At 72.8% G+C, this 16,581-nt stretch carries 10 protein-coding genes; 8 read left to right on the top strand and 2 right to left on the bottom strand.

Translation table 11 applies throughout. The features are described 5' to 3' along the window. Window positions 1-6: 6 nt before the first annotated feature. Window positions 7-2,352: a M20/M25/M40 family metallo-hydrolase gene (locus CLV56_RS17940; RefSeq protein ID WP_100415376.1), complete on the bottom strand. Its 2,346-nt coding sequence runs from the start codon at window positions 2,350-2,352 to the stop codon at window positions 7-9. A 213-nt stretch (window positions 2,353-2,565) separates the two neighbouring features. Here CLV56_RS17940 and CLV56_RS17935 point away from each other — a divergent pair, with 213 nt between their 5' ends. Beyond that, window positions 2,566-3,753: an aminotransferase gene (locus CLV56_RS17935; RefSeq protein ID WP_039368973.1), complete on the top strand. Its 1,188-nt coding sequence runs from the start codon at window positions 2,566-2,568 to the stop codon at window positions 3,751-3,753. Here the strand turns inward: CLV56_RS17935 and vioC are convergent. Then, window positions 3,747-4,772 (bottom strand): arginine beta-hydroxylase, Fe(II)/alpha-ketoglutarate-dependent, encoded by a 1,026-nt coding sequence (gene vioC / locus CLV56_RS17930; protein WP_039368971.1) that lies wholly within the window; start codon window positions 4,770-4,772, stop codon window positions 3,747-3,749. The genes CLV56_RS17935 and vioC overlap by 7 nt on opposite strands. A 192-nt stretch (window positions 4,773-4,964) precedes the next feature. On the opposite strand from vioC, the gene CLV56_RS17925 reads away from it, so the two are divergent. The 7 genes from CLV56_RS17925 to CLV56_RS17895 are packed head-to-tail and all read left to right on the top strand — an operon-like array spanning window position 4,965 to window position 16,581. After that, the gene (locus CLV56_RS17925) at window positions 4,965-6,059 is read left to right on the top strand and encodes an aminotransferase class I/II-fold pyridoxal phosphate-dependent enzyme (protein ID WP_211288188.1); all 1,095 of its coding nucleotides are present in this window, start codon (window positions 4,965-4,967) and stop codon (window positions 6,057-6,059) included. Window positions 6,060-6,063: 4 nt separating this feature from the next. Beyond that, complete coding sequence (locus tag CLV56_RS17920) at window positions 6,064-7,173, top strand: branched-chain amino acid aminotransferase (RefSeq protein WP_039368967.1); 1,110 nt, start codon at window positions 6,064-6,066, stop codon at window positions 7,171-7,173. Continuing rightward, on the top strand, window positions 7,163-9,028 hold the full coding sequence (locus tag CLV56_RS17915; RefSeq protein WP_211288187.1) for a non-ribosomal peptide synthetase: 1,866 nt from the start codon (window positions 7,163-7,165) through the stop codon (window positions 9,026-9,028). Before CLV56_RS17920 ends, CLV56_RS17915 begins: the two co-directional genes overlap by 11 nt. Next, the gene (locus CLV56_RS17910; RefSeq protein ID WP_100415375.1) at window positions 9,012-10,283 is read left to right on the top strand and encodes a cytochrome P450; all 1,272 of its coding nucleotides are present in this window, start codon (window positions 9,012-9,014) and stop codon (window positions 10,281-10,283) included. The genes CLV56_RS17915 and CLV56_RS17910 overlap by 17 nt, the downstream gene beginning before the upstream one ends. Window positions 10,284-10,307: 24 nt before the next feature. Then, complete coding sequence (locus tag CLV56_RS17905; RefSeq protein WP_039368965.1) at window positions 10,308-11,054, top strand: thioesterase II family protein; 747 nt, start codon at window positions 10,308-10,310, stop codon at window positions 11,052-11,054. Next, window positions 11,051-11,896, top strand: a complete 846-nt coding sequence (locus CLV56_RS17900) for a thioesterase II family protein (RefSeq protein WP_100415374.1) — start codon at window positions 11,051-11,053, stop codon at window positions 11,894-11,896. Before CLV56_RS17905 ends, CLV56_RS17900 begins: the two co-directional genes overlap by 4 nt. Continuing rightward, a complete protein-coding gene (locus CLV56_RS17895) occupies window positions 11,893-16,581 on the top strand; it encodes a non-ribosomal peptide synthetase (RefSeq protein WP_039368962.1) in 4,689 nt (1,562 codons plus the stop codon). The genes CLV56_RS17900 and CLV56_RS17895 overlap by 4 nt, the downstream gene beginning before the upstream one ends.

The raw sequence follows: 16,581 nt of genomic DNA, 5'->3' as shown, positions 1-16,581 counted from the left end.
GGAGCGTCAGAACGTGAAGGTGCGGACGGCGATGGTCTGGCCGGACAGCGCCGGCCAGGCCGCCCAGCTGGTGGCTGGCGTCAGTCGAGGTGCCTCGACGTCGTCAGGGAGACCCGGCACGGTCGACACGACACGGATCCTCAGGGGACCGGCTCCTTGGACCCGCAAGGTCACATCGATGTCTCCGGTGGGAGCGGCGTAGCGGAATCCCCAACCCCACGGTGGGACGAGCCCGCTGCCGTCCGGGCCGATGTCGACACCGTCGACCGTGGCCCCGTGCACGGTCTGGGTGGTCGTGTCCGCCAGCACGTCGGCCAGGTAGGTGCCCTCGGGGAGGGCGACGCGGACGCTGACGGTTCGCTGCCCCGTCGTCGGATCCACCTCGTCCGGCGCCGAGCGCTCGGCACGGGGATCGGAGGCGCCGTCGCCCGCGGCAGGAGCGGGTCCGTGGTGGAGCGGCGCTCCCGCCAGGGGAGGGATCCGTTCGTCGAGGCGGTCCGGTCCAGCCGTGAGAAGGCGCCCGACCTCAGGTTGGGCCGGGCCGCCGTCGCTCAGCCACGTCGCCGTCTCGGTATCCGACTCCCACGCGTAGGCGAGGCTGACCGGCTGCGGGGCGTCGGTGTCGAACCTGTTCGCCATCGACGCGACCACCGTCGCCGCCGCCGCGGCCAGCAGCAGCGCTCCTCCGAGCGAGGCAGACAGGCGGCGGCTCGGACGGGGCTCTGCGAGCGGCATCGCCGTCGCGCCGAGCAGGATCATGAGAAGCAGGGGTGCAGCGCTGAGGCCGAGCCCGACGGCCGGCGTGATCAGGACCGCGACGGGGACCAGCAGCACGGTGGCGGGCACCGCCGCTGCAGCACCGGCGAGCGCGTGGACGGGTGAGTCCGGCGCTGCCCGTCGTGCCGCGGTGAGCGCGCCGAGCCCGATCAGGGCGGGCCACGTGAAGAGGTAGGCGCCGCCAGGCAGGACGAGAGCGCTCGCCAGCGCGAGCGCCGCGAACCAGCCAAGGACGCCGGCGGTCGCTTCGACGGCGGACGCACGCCCGCGGGCCCACCGGTACCAGACAAGGAGCACGAGCACCGCCACTGCCAGCTCCGCCACCACGTACGGGGCGGGGTGGTAGACGGCGCCGATGCCGAAGGCGACCTCCGGGCGGAGGGTGGTCAGCAGCCACCACCCCCCGACGCCGATCCCGACGGCTGCCAGAAGGACCGCTGTGAACGAGCCTGCGGCGAGGCCGACTCTCGACATGCGAAGCCCGTGGCGCCGGCCGCTGACGAGGAAGCCCACGAACGCCGTGGCCGCGGCGATCGCGAGCGGCAGGGTGAGCCACTGCGGGTAGGAGACCACGGACCCGAGGAGCGAGAAGTAGTGGGATTCCCCCTGATCGGCCGTGAGATCGGCGTCGGCAAGGGACCGGACCGCGCCGAGAGCGGCTTCGCCCATGTGTTGCACGCTGTCGGCGTCGACGTGGGCGATGTCGTCGTGGGGCGTGTGGTAGTGCGCGACCCCGTCCATGTAGGCGAGATTGATCCCGCGCATTCCACTCTCGGTCAGGACGGTGAGGTCGGTGTCGTTCGGGAGCAGGCCATAGACCGCGTCGGCGAACGACGTCGTCACGGCGTTGGAGTCCGAGACGGCGGAGGTGAGCGGGCCCTCCATCTGAAACATCACGGCCGGCCCCGAGACGCCACGCGCCTCGAGGTTCACGACCGCGACCCGCCGCGGGTCGCCGGCCGCTCCCGACTCGACGAACGCCTGGGCTCCGAGGAGCCCGGGCTCCTCGGCATCGGTGAACAGCACGTCGACGTCGTTGCGCGGCTCGGGGAGAGAGCGAAGGACGCGCACGACCTCCAGGACGGCGGCCACGTTCGCGCCGTTGTCGCTCGCGCCGGCTCCGTTGGGTACGGAGTCGTAGTGGGCGACGAGCAGCACACGACCGGTGGGTTGCGACCCGGGTACGCGAGCGTGGACGTTCGCGACCTCGGCGACCGTTGCGTACCCGTGCGCCGGGGTGCGTGACGTCGTGCGCGTCTGCACGGTCGGGTCCAGTCCGAGGCGGCGCAGCTCGCTGACGAGGAACTCACGAACGTCGGCTGCGGCCTCCGACCCTGCGGGGTGCGGGGACGACGCGATGTCGTCGAGCAGGGCGAGGGCACGATCCGCCGCGAACTCGGTGTCGGGAGCAGAGTCGGGCTTCGCCTGCGGAGGCTGCAGCGACCAGAGGCAAGCCGCGCCGATGACCACGAGGACGAGCGCCGAGACGAGCGACGCGACGCGCCGGGATCTCGTGCTGGTCGACCGTGTCCGGGCCGCCGCCGGGCCCGGCGGCTGCTGCTGCTTGTCTGTCATCGGAGCCTACCGTCCCTTCTGAACCCGATCATGATCTGGCACCTGCCGCGGTCCGAGCACTCCCCGGTTCCGGGGACCCGTCCGTGTCCTGTGAACGGGCGACAGCCCGAGTCGCGGGGGATGGCTACGGTGAGTGCAGCCCCACGCTGGCCGTCGATCGGTCGACGACCACCGGCGGCGACGGTCTTGGTCCACCGGTGGGAGGAGCCCGGCATGCGGCTGCGGAGCCAGACGACCGCCCAGGTCGACTCGCCCATCAGCACCGCCTACGCGCTGCTCGACCAGTCCGCGCGCGACGGTGACCTGCTCGACCTCGCGCAGGCGGCACCGCAGTACCCGCCGTCTCCGGTCGTCAGCGAGCACGTGGCCGACCTCGTGCGCGCCGGGGCCGGGAGCGAGTACACCGAGGTGCCCGGGCTCCCGCGCCTGCGCGACGCGGTGGCCTCCGAGCTGAGCACGGCGTACGCGGGACGGGTGGCGGCCGAGAACGTCGTCATCACGGCAGGCTGCAACCAGGCGTTCGCGATGGTCGCCTCGGCGCTGGCCGGTGCAGGCGACGAGGTCGTGCTGGCGCTGCCCTACTACTTCAACCACGACATGTGGCTCCGCATGAACGGCGTCGCGCCGGTCTACCTGGAGCCGGACGCGGACCTGGTGCCCCGCGCCGCTGACGCCGAGCCGCTGATCACCGTGCGGACCCGCGCGATCGTGATCGTCACCCCGGGCAACCCGACGGGTGTGACGATGCCTCCGGCGGAGATCGCCGCGTTCGCGGAGCTGGCGGACCGGCACGGGATCGCCCTGGTGGTCGACGAGACGTACCGCTCGTTCCGCGACTGCGACCAGCCCGCCCACGACCTCTTCGCGGACCCGGCCTGGACCCGGACGGTGGTGAGCCTCCACTCGTTCTCCAAGGATCTCGCGATCCCGGGCTACCGGGTGGGGGCGGTGGTGGGATCGGTCGAGCTGAACCGCGAGACCTGCAAGCTCCTCGACTGCGTGGCGGTCTGCGCGCCGCGGGTCGGCCAGGAGGCGGCGTGGGCGGGGCTCACGGGGGCGGGGAGGTGGAGAGCCGAGCGCGTGCGCGAGCTGGCGCGCCGGCGGGGGTGGCTGCGCGCGGCGATGGCCGAGCGCCCCGGCGGGTTCGAGCTGCTGTCGTGCGGGGGCTTCTTCGGCTGGATCGCGCACCCGTTCGAGGGGGTCCCCACCGCCGACGTCGTGCGCGCGCTCGTCCGCGACCACGGGGTCCTCGTGGTGCCCGGCACGGCGTTCCTGCCTGACGACCGGCGGACCCTGCGGGTGAGCGTCGGCAACGCCGACCGCTCCGGGATCGCCGAGCTGGCAACCCGGCTCCGGGCGATGGGGTCGACCCTGACGACGCGGCCCGCGACGACTCAGTAGATGACCCGGTCGTCGGCGGCGGGGCGCCACGACCGCGAGCCGCGCAGGTTCCGCGTGACGTTCAGCCGCTTGAGCCAGCGGTCGGTACCGTCGTAGCGCGCCTGGAACGCGGCGCGACCGTGCACCGCGCGGAAGTTGTCGATGAACGCGCAGTCGCCCGGCTCCAGCGCGACCCCCTTCATCCGGGACTCGATCTGGTCGCACAGCCCCGTGAAGGCCGCCAGCGAGCGCTCGCTCCAGCCGTCGGTCTTCATGTGGTAGGGGTCGAGCACCATGTACGGGTCGAGTCGGTCGCCGAAGAGGACGGGCCGTTCGACGGGGTTCGCGTTCCACGCTTCGATCGTCTTGAAGCTGCGTTCCCGGAGTCGCTGGATCGTGGGGTCGCCGGTCGACGTCGAGTTCGTCGGCAGGTGGGAGTTGTCGGGCATCTGGGTGAAGGCGGACTCGAACAGCGCGTCCACGTCGAGCGCGGACCAGTCCAGGTCGCCCGCGTCGCAGACCATCGTCTCGACCGCGTCCGGGTTCTTCAGGCACATCAGCGCGACGTAGTCCCCGCGGCACGGGTGGAAGGCGTCCTCGGTGTGCCACGACAGGTGCTGGAGGCTGTTCGAACCGAGCTCGTAGTGCTCGTGGCCCTTGATGGGCAGCACGTCGTGCATGATCCGGCCGTCCTGCTGCGTCGCCCACCCGAACACGTCACCGAGCACCGACGCGCACAGCAGGAAGAAGATCTCGCAGCGCAGCGCGGGCGAGGAGATGTGGCTGCCCTGCCAGTGCTCCGGAGTCGGGCCGATCTCGGTCTCGTCGACGTCGAAGCCGGAGACCACGCACAGCGCCGCCGGCTCGCGCAGCCGATGGTCCTCGAGGAACGCCAGCAGCTCCGCCGGCAGCCGGCGCGCCAGCACGGGTGCTCGACGGTGCAGGTCGGGGTCCTCGATGCAGCTGTACCGCGCGGCGACGTCCTCGAGCAGCGGCTCGATCTCCTCGAGGTCCTCCTCCGTCAGCGTCAGCTTGTTCATCGCCCGTCCTCCCTGCGCAGACCAGTTCCCGGCGAGTGTACGAAGACGGGTGGCACGGACGGCGGTGCCCAATACAGGGGACAGAGAGTCCCCGCTGTCCGCGCCTAGTGTGCCCGGTGTTGAACGAACCAGGCGGAATCCGCGACACCGGCAGGCGAGGGATCCATGACCGCACTTGCGAATCTGACACTGATGGAAGTCGACGCGCTGACCGACCTCGACGGCGGCCTGAACCTGACGGACGGGCACGCGCGGCTCGACCTGACGGGGGAGCAGGCGGCCATCGTCGCCCGGATCCCCGAGATGTTCGAGACGGCGACCCGACGGGCCTTCCCGACCATCGAGGAAGCGGCGCAATCCGCGTTCCTCGGCGCGCTCGGCCAGCGCTCGGCACCGGTCGGGACCGGCCGGATCCTGAGCTGCTACTCCTCGACGCTCGCCACGGACATCGTGGCGCGCGCGCTGCCGGACGGTGCGACCGTCGCCGTCCTGCACCCGACGTTCGACAACATCGCCGATCTCTTCCGTACCCGCGGCCTGAAGCTGGTCCCGCTCTCCGAGGAGGCGCTGCTCGACCGGGACTGGCCAGGTCCACCGGTGAGCGCCGTCGTCCTGACGATGCCGAACAACCCGACGGGGCTGATCACGCCTGAGGGTCACCTGCGCTCGCTGGCGGAGCACGCGGCGCGCCACGGCCAGACGGTGATCCTCGACGCCAGCTTCCGCGGTCAGGTCCGCGACGCCCAGTACGACACCTACGCGGTGCTCGATGCCGCCGGCGCTGACTGGATCACCATCGAGGACACCGGCAAGCTCTGGCCGATGCACGAGCTGAAGATCGGGATGCTCGCCTACAGCGAGCGCACGACGCACCCGATCGAGCGGGCGTTCTCCGAGTCGATGCTGGCAGCGTCGGGTGTGGTGCTCCAGCTGGTGGAGGCGCTCGCGGGCGACTGGGTCGACGGCGGATACGAGCGCGCCCGCGCGCTCATCGACCTCAACCGCTCGACGGTCCGCGAGGCCATCGAGACCGTCGGTCTGAGCCTGGCCGACCCCGACTCGCAGATCAGCGTGGCGCGGGTCGCGCTTCCCGAGGACGGCCCTGACTCCTCGCAGCTGTACGACGACATGGTCGCCCGAGGTGTCCACGTGCTGCCCTGCGCACCGTTCTTCTGGGCCGACCCGAAGAGCGGCCTGCGCAGCATCCGCATCTCGCTCGCCCGGCCGCACGAGATCGTTCGCGAGGCCGCGGTCACCCTGGCCGAGGCGTACCTGGCGCGGGGCTGAGGCGATGACGGCCACGACGGACTTCGAGATCCACCCGGCGAGCGGGCCGCTGCCCGCGGCGCAGCGCGCCGCGGTGCTGGAGGACCCCGGCTTCGGGCAGACCTTCACCGACCACATGGTCACGATGCGCTGGTCCGCGGAGCGAGGCTGGCACGACGGTCGGCTCGAGCCGTACGGCTCCTTCACGCTGGAGCCGGCGACATCGGTGTTCCACTACGGCCAGGCGATGTTCGAGGGGATGAAGGCGTACCGGCAGCACGACGGGTCGATCACGCTCTTCCGCCCGGAGGAGAACGCGGCGCGGTTCAACGCCTCGGCGCGACGCATGGCCATGCCCGAGCTCCCGCCCGAGGTCTTCGTCGAATCGCTCGAGCTGCTCGTGAGCCAGGACCGAGGCTGGGTTCCCGAGGGGGCTGGTCGGAGCCTGTACCTGCGGCCGTTCATGATCGCGACCGACCCCGCGCTGGGCTTCACCCACCCGTCGCGCACCTTCTTGTTCTGCGTCGTCGCGTCACCCGCCACCGCCTACTTCGGAGGCGGGCCGCCGACGTCGCTGACCGTCTGGCTGTCGACGAGCTTCACCCGCGCGGTCCGTGGCGGCACGGGATTCGCGAAGACCGGAGGCAACTACGCGGGTGCGTTCGCCGCGGGGCTGGAGGCGACCGCCCACGGGTGCGACCAAGTGGTCTGGCTGGACGCGATGGAGCACTCCTGGGTCGAGGAGATGGGCGGGATGAACCTCTTCTTCGTCTTTGCCCGCGAGGGCGCCCGACCTCGTCTGATGACCCCGGCGCTCACCGGCACGCTGCTGCCCGGCATCACGCGCGACTCACTGCTCAGGCTGGCCCCGCGACTGGGCTACGACGCCGTGGAAGGTCAGATCTCGATCGACGAGTGGCGCGAGGAGTGCGCCGCGGGCACCCTCACCGAGGTGTTCGCGTGCGGGACGGCCGCGGTGATCGCCCCGGTCGGCGCGGTGAGGTCGGAGCGCGAGTGCTGGACCGTCGGCGACGGCAGGCCCGGGCCGATCACCCTCCGCCTGCGCGAGGAGCTGCTCGGCATCCAGCACGGGTCGGCGCCCGACCCGGACGGGTGGGTGCGCCATGTCTGCTGACGCGCGGGGCCACGACGCCACGCACGAGGGGGACGTCGCCGTGACCGAGACCCGCTGCATCCACGACCTGGTCGTCGCGCAGGCGCGTCGCACGCCCGACGCGATCGCCGTCAGCCGCGACGGCAGCACGCTCACCTACTCCGAGCTCGACGCCCGCTCGGACATGATCGCGCGGCGACTGCGGAGCGCCGGGGTGACGCACGGCGACATCGTCGCCGTGGTGCTGGACCGGTCGATCGAGCTGATCGTCGCGCTGACGGCGGTGATGCGGGCCGGCGGCGCCTACCTCTACCTGGACCCGGCCGAGCCGGACGGCCAGCGGGCCAAGATCCTCGCCGACGCCCGCGCCCGGCACGCCGTCGTCGACGCGCAGTCCCGCGGGAAGGTCGACGTCGCGGTCGACGTGGACGTGGACGTGGACGGTGCCGAGCCCGCGCCGTCCTCGTCGATGGAGGCCCGGACGACGGCGCAGAGCCCCGCGTACGTCTGCTACACCTCCGGCTCGACCGGCGACCCGAAGGGGGTCGTGGTCTCGCACCAGGCGGTCTTCCGGCTCATCGACAGGCCGTCGTGGATCGACGTCCGAGACGACGACGTGTTCTTCCAGCTGACCCGCGTCGGCTTCGACGTGTCGACGTTCGAGATCTGGATGCCGCTCGTGCGCGGGCTGCGGCTGGCACTCGGGCCGCCGCTGCACGACACCCTCGACCTCGGCGATCTCACCGAGGCGATGAGAGCCGAGGGCGTGACGGTGCTGTGGTTGACCGCGGGCCTGTTCCACCAGATGGTGACCCACCATCTCGAGGGCTTCACGGGGATCCGGCACCTGCTCGCGGGCGGTGACGTGCTCTCGCCGGCCCACGTCGGTCGGGTGATGGACGCGCATCCCGGCATGGTCTTCACGAACGGCTACGGGCCGACGGAGAACACGACGTTCAGCACGTGCTGGACGACGCTCGACCCCGGGTCTGCGCCCACGGTGCCCATCGGCGTCCCGATCGACGGCAGCACCGCCGCCGTCCTCGGCGACGACCTGTGCCCGGTCGCCGACGGCGACGTCGGTGAGCTGTGGGTGGGCGGGACGGGCGTCGCGCTCGGCTACCTGAACCGGCCGTCGGCCACGGCGCTGCGGTTCGTCGCCGATCCCGATCCGGCGGCAGGCCCCGGCAGTCGGATGTATCGGACCGGCGACCTCGCGCGCTGGGCCGACGACGGCACGCTCGAGTACCTCGGCCGCGTCGACCGGCAGCTCAAGATCCGCGGCTACCGGGTGGAGCCGAGTGCCGTGGAGCTGGAGATCCTGCGGCTGCCCGGCGTCTCGCAGGTCGCGGTCGTGCCGCGGACCTACGGGGCGGGCGACACCCGGCTGATCGCGTACGTGGCCGCGGGGGAGCGCGACCCGTCGACATGGACGGACTTCGGCGCCTCGCTGCGCGAGCGGCTGCAGGCCGTGGTCCCTGCCCACCTGGTGCCGTGGGCGATCGTCGTGCGGCCCGAGATCCCGCTGAACCCGAACGGGAAGGTGGACCGCGCGGCGCTGCCGTCGGAGAAGATCCCCCGCAACGTCTGGAACGAGTACGTGGCACCCACGGACTCCGTCGAGCAGCGGCTGGCGGTCATCTGGAGCGAGGCGCTCGACGTCGAGAAGGTCGGGATCGAGGACAACTTCTTCGACCTCGGCGGCCACTCGCTGCTCGCCGCCGAGCTGCTGGCAGCCCTCCCGGCTGAGTTCGACACCACCCTGCCCGCACGCACCCTCTACCTCCGGCCGACGATCGCCGAGCTCGCGAAGGAGCTCCGCGAGAGCGCGGCCGGCTCGAACCCCGAGGAGGCCCCGGATGCACCGGCCCACTAGCGCGCACGTCGCCTCGCCTCCAACGGCGCCGGCGGGGTGCCCGGTCGCCGAGGCCGCCCGCGACCTGGCGCTCCCCTCGACCTTCACCGACCTGGAGTTCCGCACGGCCTGGGCGCGGATGCGCGAGGAGGACCACCTCGAGTGGACACAGGTGGACGAGCACAACGGCTTCTGGTCGGTGGTGACGTACGCCGACGTCGACCGCGTCCTGCGTGACGCCGACGCGTTCACGTCCGAGCGCGGGACGATGATCAACATCCTGGGCGTCGAGGACCCGGCCGGCGGTCGGCAGATCGCCGCGACCGACCCGCCCCGGCACACCGTGATGCGCGCGCGATTGCAGAAGGCGCTGGCCATCAAGTCGATCGAGAAGCAGCAGGACTCGATCACCCGCCTCGTGCGGGAGGCGCTGGCCCCGCTCGCCGCCGACGGCGGCTTCGACTTCGCCGAGGCGATGCTGGCGCTGCCGGTCGCGATCGGCGGCGAGTCCATGGGGCTCCCGCGCGCGGACTGGCCGCGGCTGGGGGAGCTGCTGGTTGCTTCCATCGCCGCCGACGATCCCGCCTACCAGCACGCGGCGGGCACGCAGGCGACGCTCGATGCCGCTCATCGCGAGCTGTTCGCGTACTTCCAGGACATCTATCGCGAGCGGCGCCGCAACCTCGGCGACGACCTCATCAGCGTGCTGATCACGACCGAGGTCGATGGGCGCACGATGACGCCCGGCGAGGTGATGTCGAACTGCTACAGCGTGCTGCTCGGCGCGGTGGTCACGACGCCGCACGCGCCCAACTACATGATGACCGAGCGCATCGCCGACGGGACCCTCGACCGGTGGGCCGCGGACCTCGTCGCCACCCCGACGGCCGTGGAGGAGGCCCTGCGCCTGGGCTCGCCGGTCAGCCACTTCATGCGGTACGCGGTCGACGACGTCGTCGTGCACGGAACCCGCATCCGGGCGGGCGAGGCCGTGGTCAGCTGGCTCGGGGCCGCGAACCGCGACGGCACGGTGTTCGCGGACCCGGAGCGCTTCGACCTGCGACGGCGGCCGAACAAGCACCTCGCGTTCGGGATCGGCCCGCACTACTGCGTCGGCCACACGGTCGCACGAGTCACGCTGCGCACCCTGTTCACCGAGCTGTTGACCCGGTTCACGGCGTTCGAGCCCGCGGGCGAGGCGCAGCGGCTGCACTCCACCTTCGTCTCCGGCTACCGACAGCTGCCCATCACCGCGACGCTTGCCCACCCCGGCTGAGGCCGCTCCATGGAAGGGTGCTCCATGTCCTCGTCCCGACCTCCCGTCCGCAACCGCTGGCTGCCCCGTGCACCGTCGCGTACCGCGCGCGCACGGGTGTTCCTCATCCCGTACTCCGGCTGCGGCGCGAGCATGTACCGCCAGTGGCCGCAGGAGCGCGACGGCGTCGAGTTCCTGCCCGTCGAGCTTCCCGGGCACGAGTCGCGCTTCGCCGAGCCCAACGTCACGTCCTACGCCGAGCTGGCCGCGCTGATGGTGCAGGGGCTGCAGCCCGCGCTCGACGTGCCGTTCGGCTTCTTCGGCCACTGCGGCTCGGCGCTCGCGGCGTACGAGACGTCGGCCGAGCTGGTCAGGACGGGGATGCCGAGTCCCGCCGCGCTGTTCGTCTCCTCCGAGGTCGCTCCCCAGGACGGTCCCGCCGGCCGGTTCCTCGAGATGGACGACCGTGAGCTCGGCGGCGAGCTGGAGACGCTGATCCGCGAGCTCGGTGGCACGCCGTCCGCCGAGCTGATCGAGCTCTACCTCGAGGTCCTTCGCGCCGACGTCGAGATCAACAAGCGCTACGTCGTGCCGCGGCCCCTGCGGCTTCCGTGCCCGATCACCGCGATCGGCTGGACCGGCGACGACGAGATCCCGTTCGACACGATGGGCGGCTGGGCGGCGTGCGGAGAGACGACGTCGGTCCTGCTCGAGGGGAGCCACCACCGGTTCATCGAGGCGCCGCACGACCTGCTCGACCTGATGGGCACGGCGCTCGGGGTCCGCGCATGACCGGTACGGCGGCGCCGACGCGGACCGAGCGCGAGCGGCGCTGGCTCAAGCGGTTCTCCCCGCCGTCGCGCGCGCCGTCGGAAGCACCGTCGGGGCCGGCGCCGACCCGGCTCCTGTGCTTCCACTACGCCGGGGGCAGCGCGGCGATCTTCCGGCACTGGCCGCCGATGCTCGACTCGACGGTCGAGGTCGTGGGCGTCCAGCTGCCGGGACGGGCGGACCGGTTCCTGGAGACCCCTCACGACCGGATGGGTCCGCTGGTGGACGAGCTGATCGACGTGCTGACGCCGTCCCTCGACCAGCCCTTCGCCTGCTACGGCTTCAGCATGGGCGCCCGGGTGGCGTGGGCGCTCGCGCACGCCCTGCGCGAGCGGGACCTGCCCAGCCCGCGAGCCCTGTTCGTCGCGGCGAGCGGCGGGCCGTCGCTCGACGACGGCGACTGGCTCTGGGAGGGCCGCGACGACGGTCTCGAAGGGTACGTGCGGGAGATGGGCGGGACCCCGCCGTCGGTGCTCGCCGAGCCGACGCTGCTGGCCGCGCTGCTGCCCGTCCTCGAGGCGGACCTGACGGTGCTGAGCACCCACGGCTTCCATCCGGACGTCCCGCTCGACATCCCCGTCCACGCGTTCGCCGGGGAGCTCGACGACGAGGCGAGCCCCGACCGGATGCGCGCCTGGCGCGACGAGACCACGGCGGGGTTCTCGATGGACGTGCTCGGGTGTGGGCACTTCTTCGACGACGCCTCCGAGACCGCCGTGATCGAGGCCGTCGGACGCGCGCTCGGCGGGCCCGCGCACGCGCAGGCGGGCTCGAGACCCACGGACGAAGGAGTGGCGAGATGACCGACCTGGAGAGCCGCATCACCGCGCTGCCGGCCGAGCAGCGTGCCGTCCTCGAGGCGCGGCTGGCCGAGCTGGCCCCCGCGCGGGGACACGGCCCGAGCGATCGGATCGTCCCGCGCGACCGGTCGGCCCCGACGCCGCTCAGCGTGGCGCAGCACCGGGAGTGGGCCGTCGGGCAGATCCGCTCGGTCAACAACATCACCGGCGCGCTCCGCCTGGAGGGCCGCCTCGACCTGACACTGCTGAGCGACGTGCTCACGACGATCCTCGAGCGGCACGAGGTGCTGCGGACGACGATCGAGGTCGGCGCGGACGGCACGCCGGTCCAGGTCGTGCAGCCGGTGACGCCCGTGCCGACTCCGGTGACCGACCTGACCCGCGTCCCGCCGTCCCGCCGCGACGAGGAGGTCACCCGGGCCGCCCGCAGCGACGCCGCGCGCCCGTTCGACCACGCCGATCCGCAACGCCTGAGGGTGACGCTTCTCGCGCTGGAGCAGGACGTGCACGTCGCCCTGTTCGCCGCCGACCACGCGGCGTCCGACGCCTGGTCGCTGGCGATCATCGTCGAGGAGCTGGCCGCGATCTACCGCGGTCGCACCAGCGAGGGCACCGGGGAGCTCCCGCCGCTCGAGGTCCAGTTCGGCGACGTCGCCGCGTGGCAGCGCGCGCATCGCGACGCGGACCGCGAGGAGCTCGAGGTCCGGCACTGGCGCGAGCAGCTGGCGGGCATGCCCGCCGAGGCGGCGCTGCCCGTCGACCGACCGTACCCGGCGCGTCCGACGTACGCAGGCGCCGTCTACGACATGCACCTGCCCGCTGAGCTGGCGGCCGCCGTGCACCGCTTCGGCGAGCAGGAGGGCGCGTCGCTGTTCACCGTGCTGCTCGCCGCGGGCTCGGTGCTGCTGAACCGCTACGGGGGCGAGGACGACGTCGTCGTGGGCTCGCTCGTCTCGGGCCGCACCCGCGCCGAGACTCAGCGACTGATCGGCAGCTTCGCCAACCCGCTGCCGCTGCGGCTGCGGCTGCGTGACGACCTGACGCTGCGCGAGGTCGTCGGCGAGGCGCGTGAGACGCTGGCGAACGCGCTGGACCACCAGGACCTTCCGTTCGACCGCGTGGCCGAGGAGCTCGGCCTCGGGCGCGAGTCGACGCGCAGCTCGTTCAGCCCGATGTGGATCAACGTGATCGCGGTGCCCGACATGACCTTGGAGCTGCCGGGGCTGCGCATCGTGCCGGTGTCGATCGCGCCGGCCAAGACGTCGGTCGACCTCACGCTCAACGTCACGCCGAGCGGCGACACGCTGCTCACCCAGTGGCACTACATGACCGAGCTTCTCGACCCCTCCACGGTCGCGCTGCTGGCCGACCAGTTCCAGCGCGTGCTGCGCGAGCTCGTCACCGAGCCCGACACGCCGGTGTGGGCCGTCGAGCTCGCCACCGGCGCCCCGTCGATCGAGCGCGCGAGCGTGCCGGCGACCCCGTCGGCCGAGCCCGCGAGCGCGCCCGACGTGGTCGGGTTCGTCGAGCGGTTCCAGCGCCGGGTGGCGGTCGCGCCGTACGCCCCGGCGGTGATCTGCGACGGCGTCGCCACCAGCTACGACGAGCTGAACCGCCGCGCGAACCGGCTCGCGCACCGGCTGCGCGCCACAGGCGTGCGGAGCGACGCGCGCGTCGGGGTGCTCGTGGACCGCTCGCCGTCGCTGGCGGTCGCCATCTTGGCGGTGCTCAAGGCAGGCGGAGCGTACGTCCCGATCGACCCCACCTACCCGCCGGAGCGGATGGCCTTCCTGCTCGCCGACTCCGGCGCCCGGGTCCTGGTCACCGAGGCGCTCCTGGCCGACGCGCCGGTGCGCGCCGACGGGTGGACGACGGTGCTGATGGACGAGGCGCCGCGGGACGAGGGCTCCGGACCGGACGACGAGGACGACCTCGACCCCCCGGCTCCCTCCGCGGCCGCCTACGTGGTCTACACGTCGGGATCGACGGGTCGGCCGAAGGGCGCGGTCATCGAGCACCGCTCGCTCGCGGTGTTCGCGGCCGACGTGGTCGAGCGGCTCGGGCTCGGCACCGGCGACCGGTTCCTGCAGTTCGCCTCCCCGAGCTTCGACGTCCTCGCCGAGGAGCTGTTTCCGACCTGGCTCGCCGGCGGTGCCGTGGTGATCCCGACCAAGCACCTGCTCAGCGGGGAGGACGACCTCGCGTCGCTCGTCGAGCGGGAGCGGCTGACCGTCATGGAGCTGCCCACGGCGTACTGGCACGAGTGGGTGCGCGAGCTCGACCGGCTCGGCCGGGAGCTGCCCGCGCACCTGCGCCTGGTCATCATCGGCGGCGAGCGGGTGCTGCCTGAGCGGCTCGCGCTGTGGCGACGCACCGGCGTCCCGCTCGCCCACGTCTACGGGCTCACCGAGACGACGGTCAGCTCGACCTTCTTCCGGCTCGACCCCGTCGACCCGGTCGCACAGTGGCCGAACCTGCCGATCGGTACCCCGCTCCCGTCGGCGGACCTGCGGATCCTCGACCGGCGGCTCCGCCCGGTCCCGGCCGGAGGCGTCGGAGAGCTCTACATCGGGGGCATCAGCCTCGCCCGCGGGTACCTGGGCCGCCCGGGCCTCACCGCGCAGCGCTTCGTCGCCGACCCGACGCGGTCGGGCGCGCGCCTCTACCGCACCGGCGATCTCGTGCGTCGGCGCGCCGACGGCAACCTCGAGTTCCACTCCCGGGTCGACACCCAGGTCAAGATCCGCGGCTTCCGGGTCGAGCCCACCGAGGTGGAGTCCGTTCTCACCGAGCACCCGGGCGTCGCCGAGGCCGTCGTCGCGGTCCACGAGCCCGCTCCGGGCGACCGACGGCTGGTCGCGTACGTGGTGCCGGCCGGGGCACCCGGCGTCGCCGCCGAGCTGCGGGCCTTCCTGGCCGAGCGGCTCCCCGGCTACCTGGTCCCGTCGGCGTTCGTCGAGGTGGACGCGCTGCCGCTCAACGCCAACGGCAAGATCGACCGGGCACGCCTGCCTGCGCCGGACCGCGCGGACGCGCCGACCGGGGCGGGCTTCCGCGCGCCCACGTCGGCGACCGAGAAGGCGCTGGCCGGGATCGTCGCCGGCGTGGTCGGGGTCGCGCAGGTCGGAGTGGACGACAACTTCTTCGAAGTCGGCGGCGACTCGATCCTCGCCATCCAGGTGGTGGCGCAGGCCCAGCAGGCGGGTCTGCGCCTGACGCCGTACGACCTGTTCGCGAACCCGTCGGTCGGTGAGCTCGCCGCCGTGGTCGAGGCGGGCCACACGGTCGACGCCGAGCAGACGGACGTCACCGGACCCGCCCCCCTCGCGCCGACGCAGCACTGGTTCTGCGCCGCCGGGCTCGCGGAGCCCGCGCACTGGAACACCTCGGTGCTGGTCGACCTTGCGGTCGAGGTCGACCCGGAGGTGCTGCGCGAGGCCGTCGAGGCGGTCGTCGGACACCACGACGGGCTGCGACAGCGACTGCTTCTCGCGGGCGCGCGCACCCGGGCCCGGATCGCGCCGCGCGGCGACGAGACTCCGTTCGCGGTCCACGACCTGTCGGTCGCCGACGACCCCGACCTCCGGGCCGCCGAGACCTGTGCCGACCTGCAGCGCGGTCTCGACCCGGCGGTCGGACCGATGGTGCGGGTCGCGCTGCTACGCCTCGGTCGCGGTCGACGCGACCAGCTCGCCGTCGTCGCCCACCAGCTCGTCGTCGATGCCGCGTCGATGCGGATCCTCCTGGAGGACCTCGAGACCGCGGTGGTGCAGCTCGCGGCCGGAGAGCCGCTGCGGTTCCTGCCGAAGACGACGTCGTGGCAGTCGTGGGCGCGCAGGCTCGCCCGCTACGCCTCGTCGGAGTCGGTGCGGGGCCAGCGGACCTACTGGTCGGAGGTCGTGACCGGGGGAGCCGGTGGGCAGCCGCGGGGCCGGCTGCCCGAGGACCGAACGGTCGAGGTCGGCGTCGACACCGAGGCCACCACCCGGACCGTCTCCGCGCGGCTGGACCCCGCGACGACCACGACGCTGCTGGCGGCGCCCGAGCGACTGGCGTGCACGGTCGAGGAGGTGCTGCTGGCCGCCCTCGGGCGCACGCTCGAAGAATGGACCGGCGCCGAGCGCCATCTCGTCGACGTCACCCGGTCCGAGCGGACGCCGCTGTTCGACGACGTCGACGTGACCCGGACCGTCGGGTGGTTCAGCCCGCGACACCCGCTGGCGCTGTCCGCCGTCGGCGACGACGCCCTGGCGTCCGTCAAGGCGGCACTGCGCGCGGTGCCCGCGGGCGGCACCGGCTGGCAGCTGCTCGCCCAGACCGGTGAGGCACCGGACGCAGGGCCGATCGACCTGGCCTTCGGCTACACCGGCAGCACCACGAGGCCCGCGTCCGGTGCTTTCGCCGTCGCCGCGGAGACGATCGGCACCGACCGCAGCCCGGCCGGACGCCGCCCGCACCCGCTCGAGGTGCGCGCTGGCGGGCGCGACGGTGAGCTCGTCGTCGACTGGTCCTTCAGCGAGCTGCGGCACGACGCCGCCACCGTGGAGCGGCTGGCCGCGCGGCATGCGGCGGAGGTCCGCACGCTGATCGGCGCGCAGGACGCGGACCGGGCCACGGGAGACTTCCCGCTCGCGCGCGTCGACCGGGCGCAGCTCGACGGCCTCCTGGGCAGGCTCGCCGAGGGATAG

It is taken from the genome of Mumia flava (assembly GCF_002797495.1).
Taxonomy (GTDB): domain Bacteria; phylum Actinomycetota; class Actinomycetes; order Propionibacteriales; family Nocardioidaceae; genus Mumia; species Mumia flava.
Note: the sequence above shows the minus strand (reverse complement) of the source record. Positions and strands in the feature narration are given on the sequence as shown.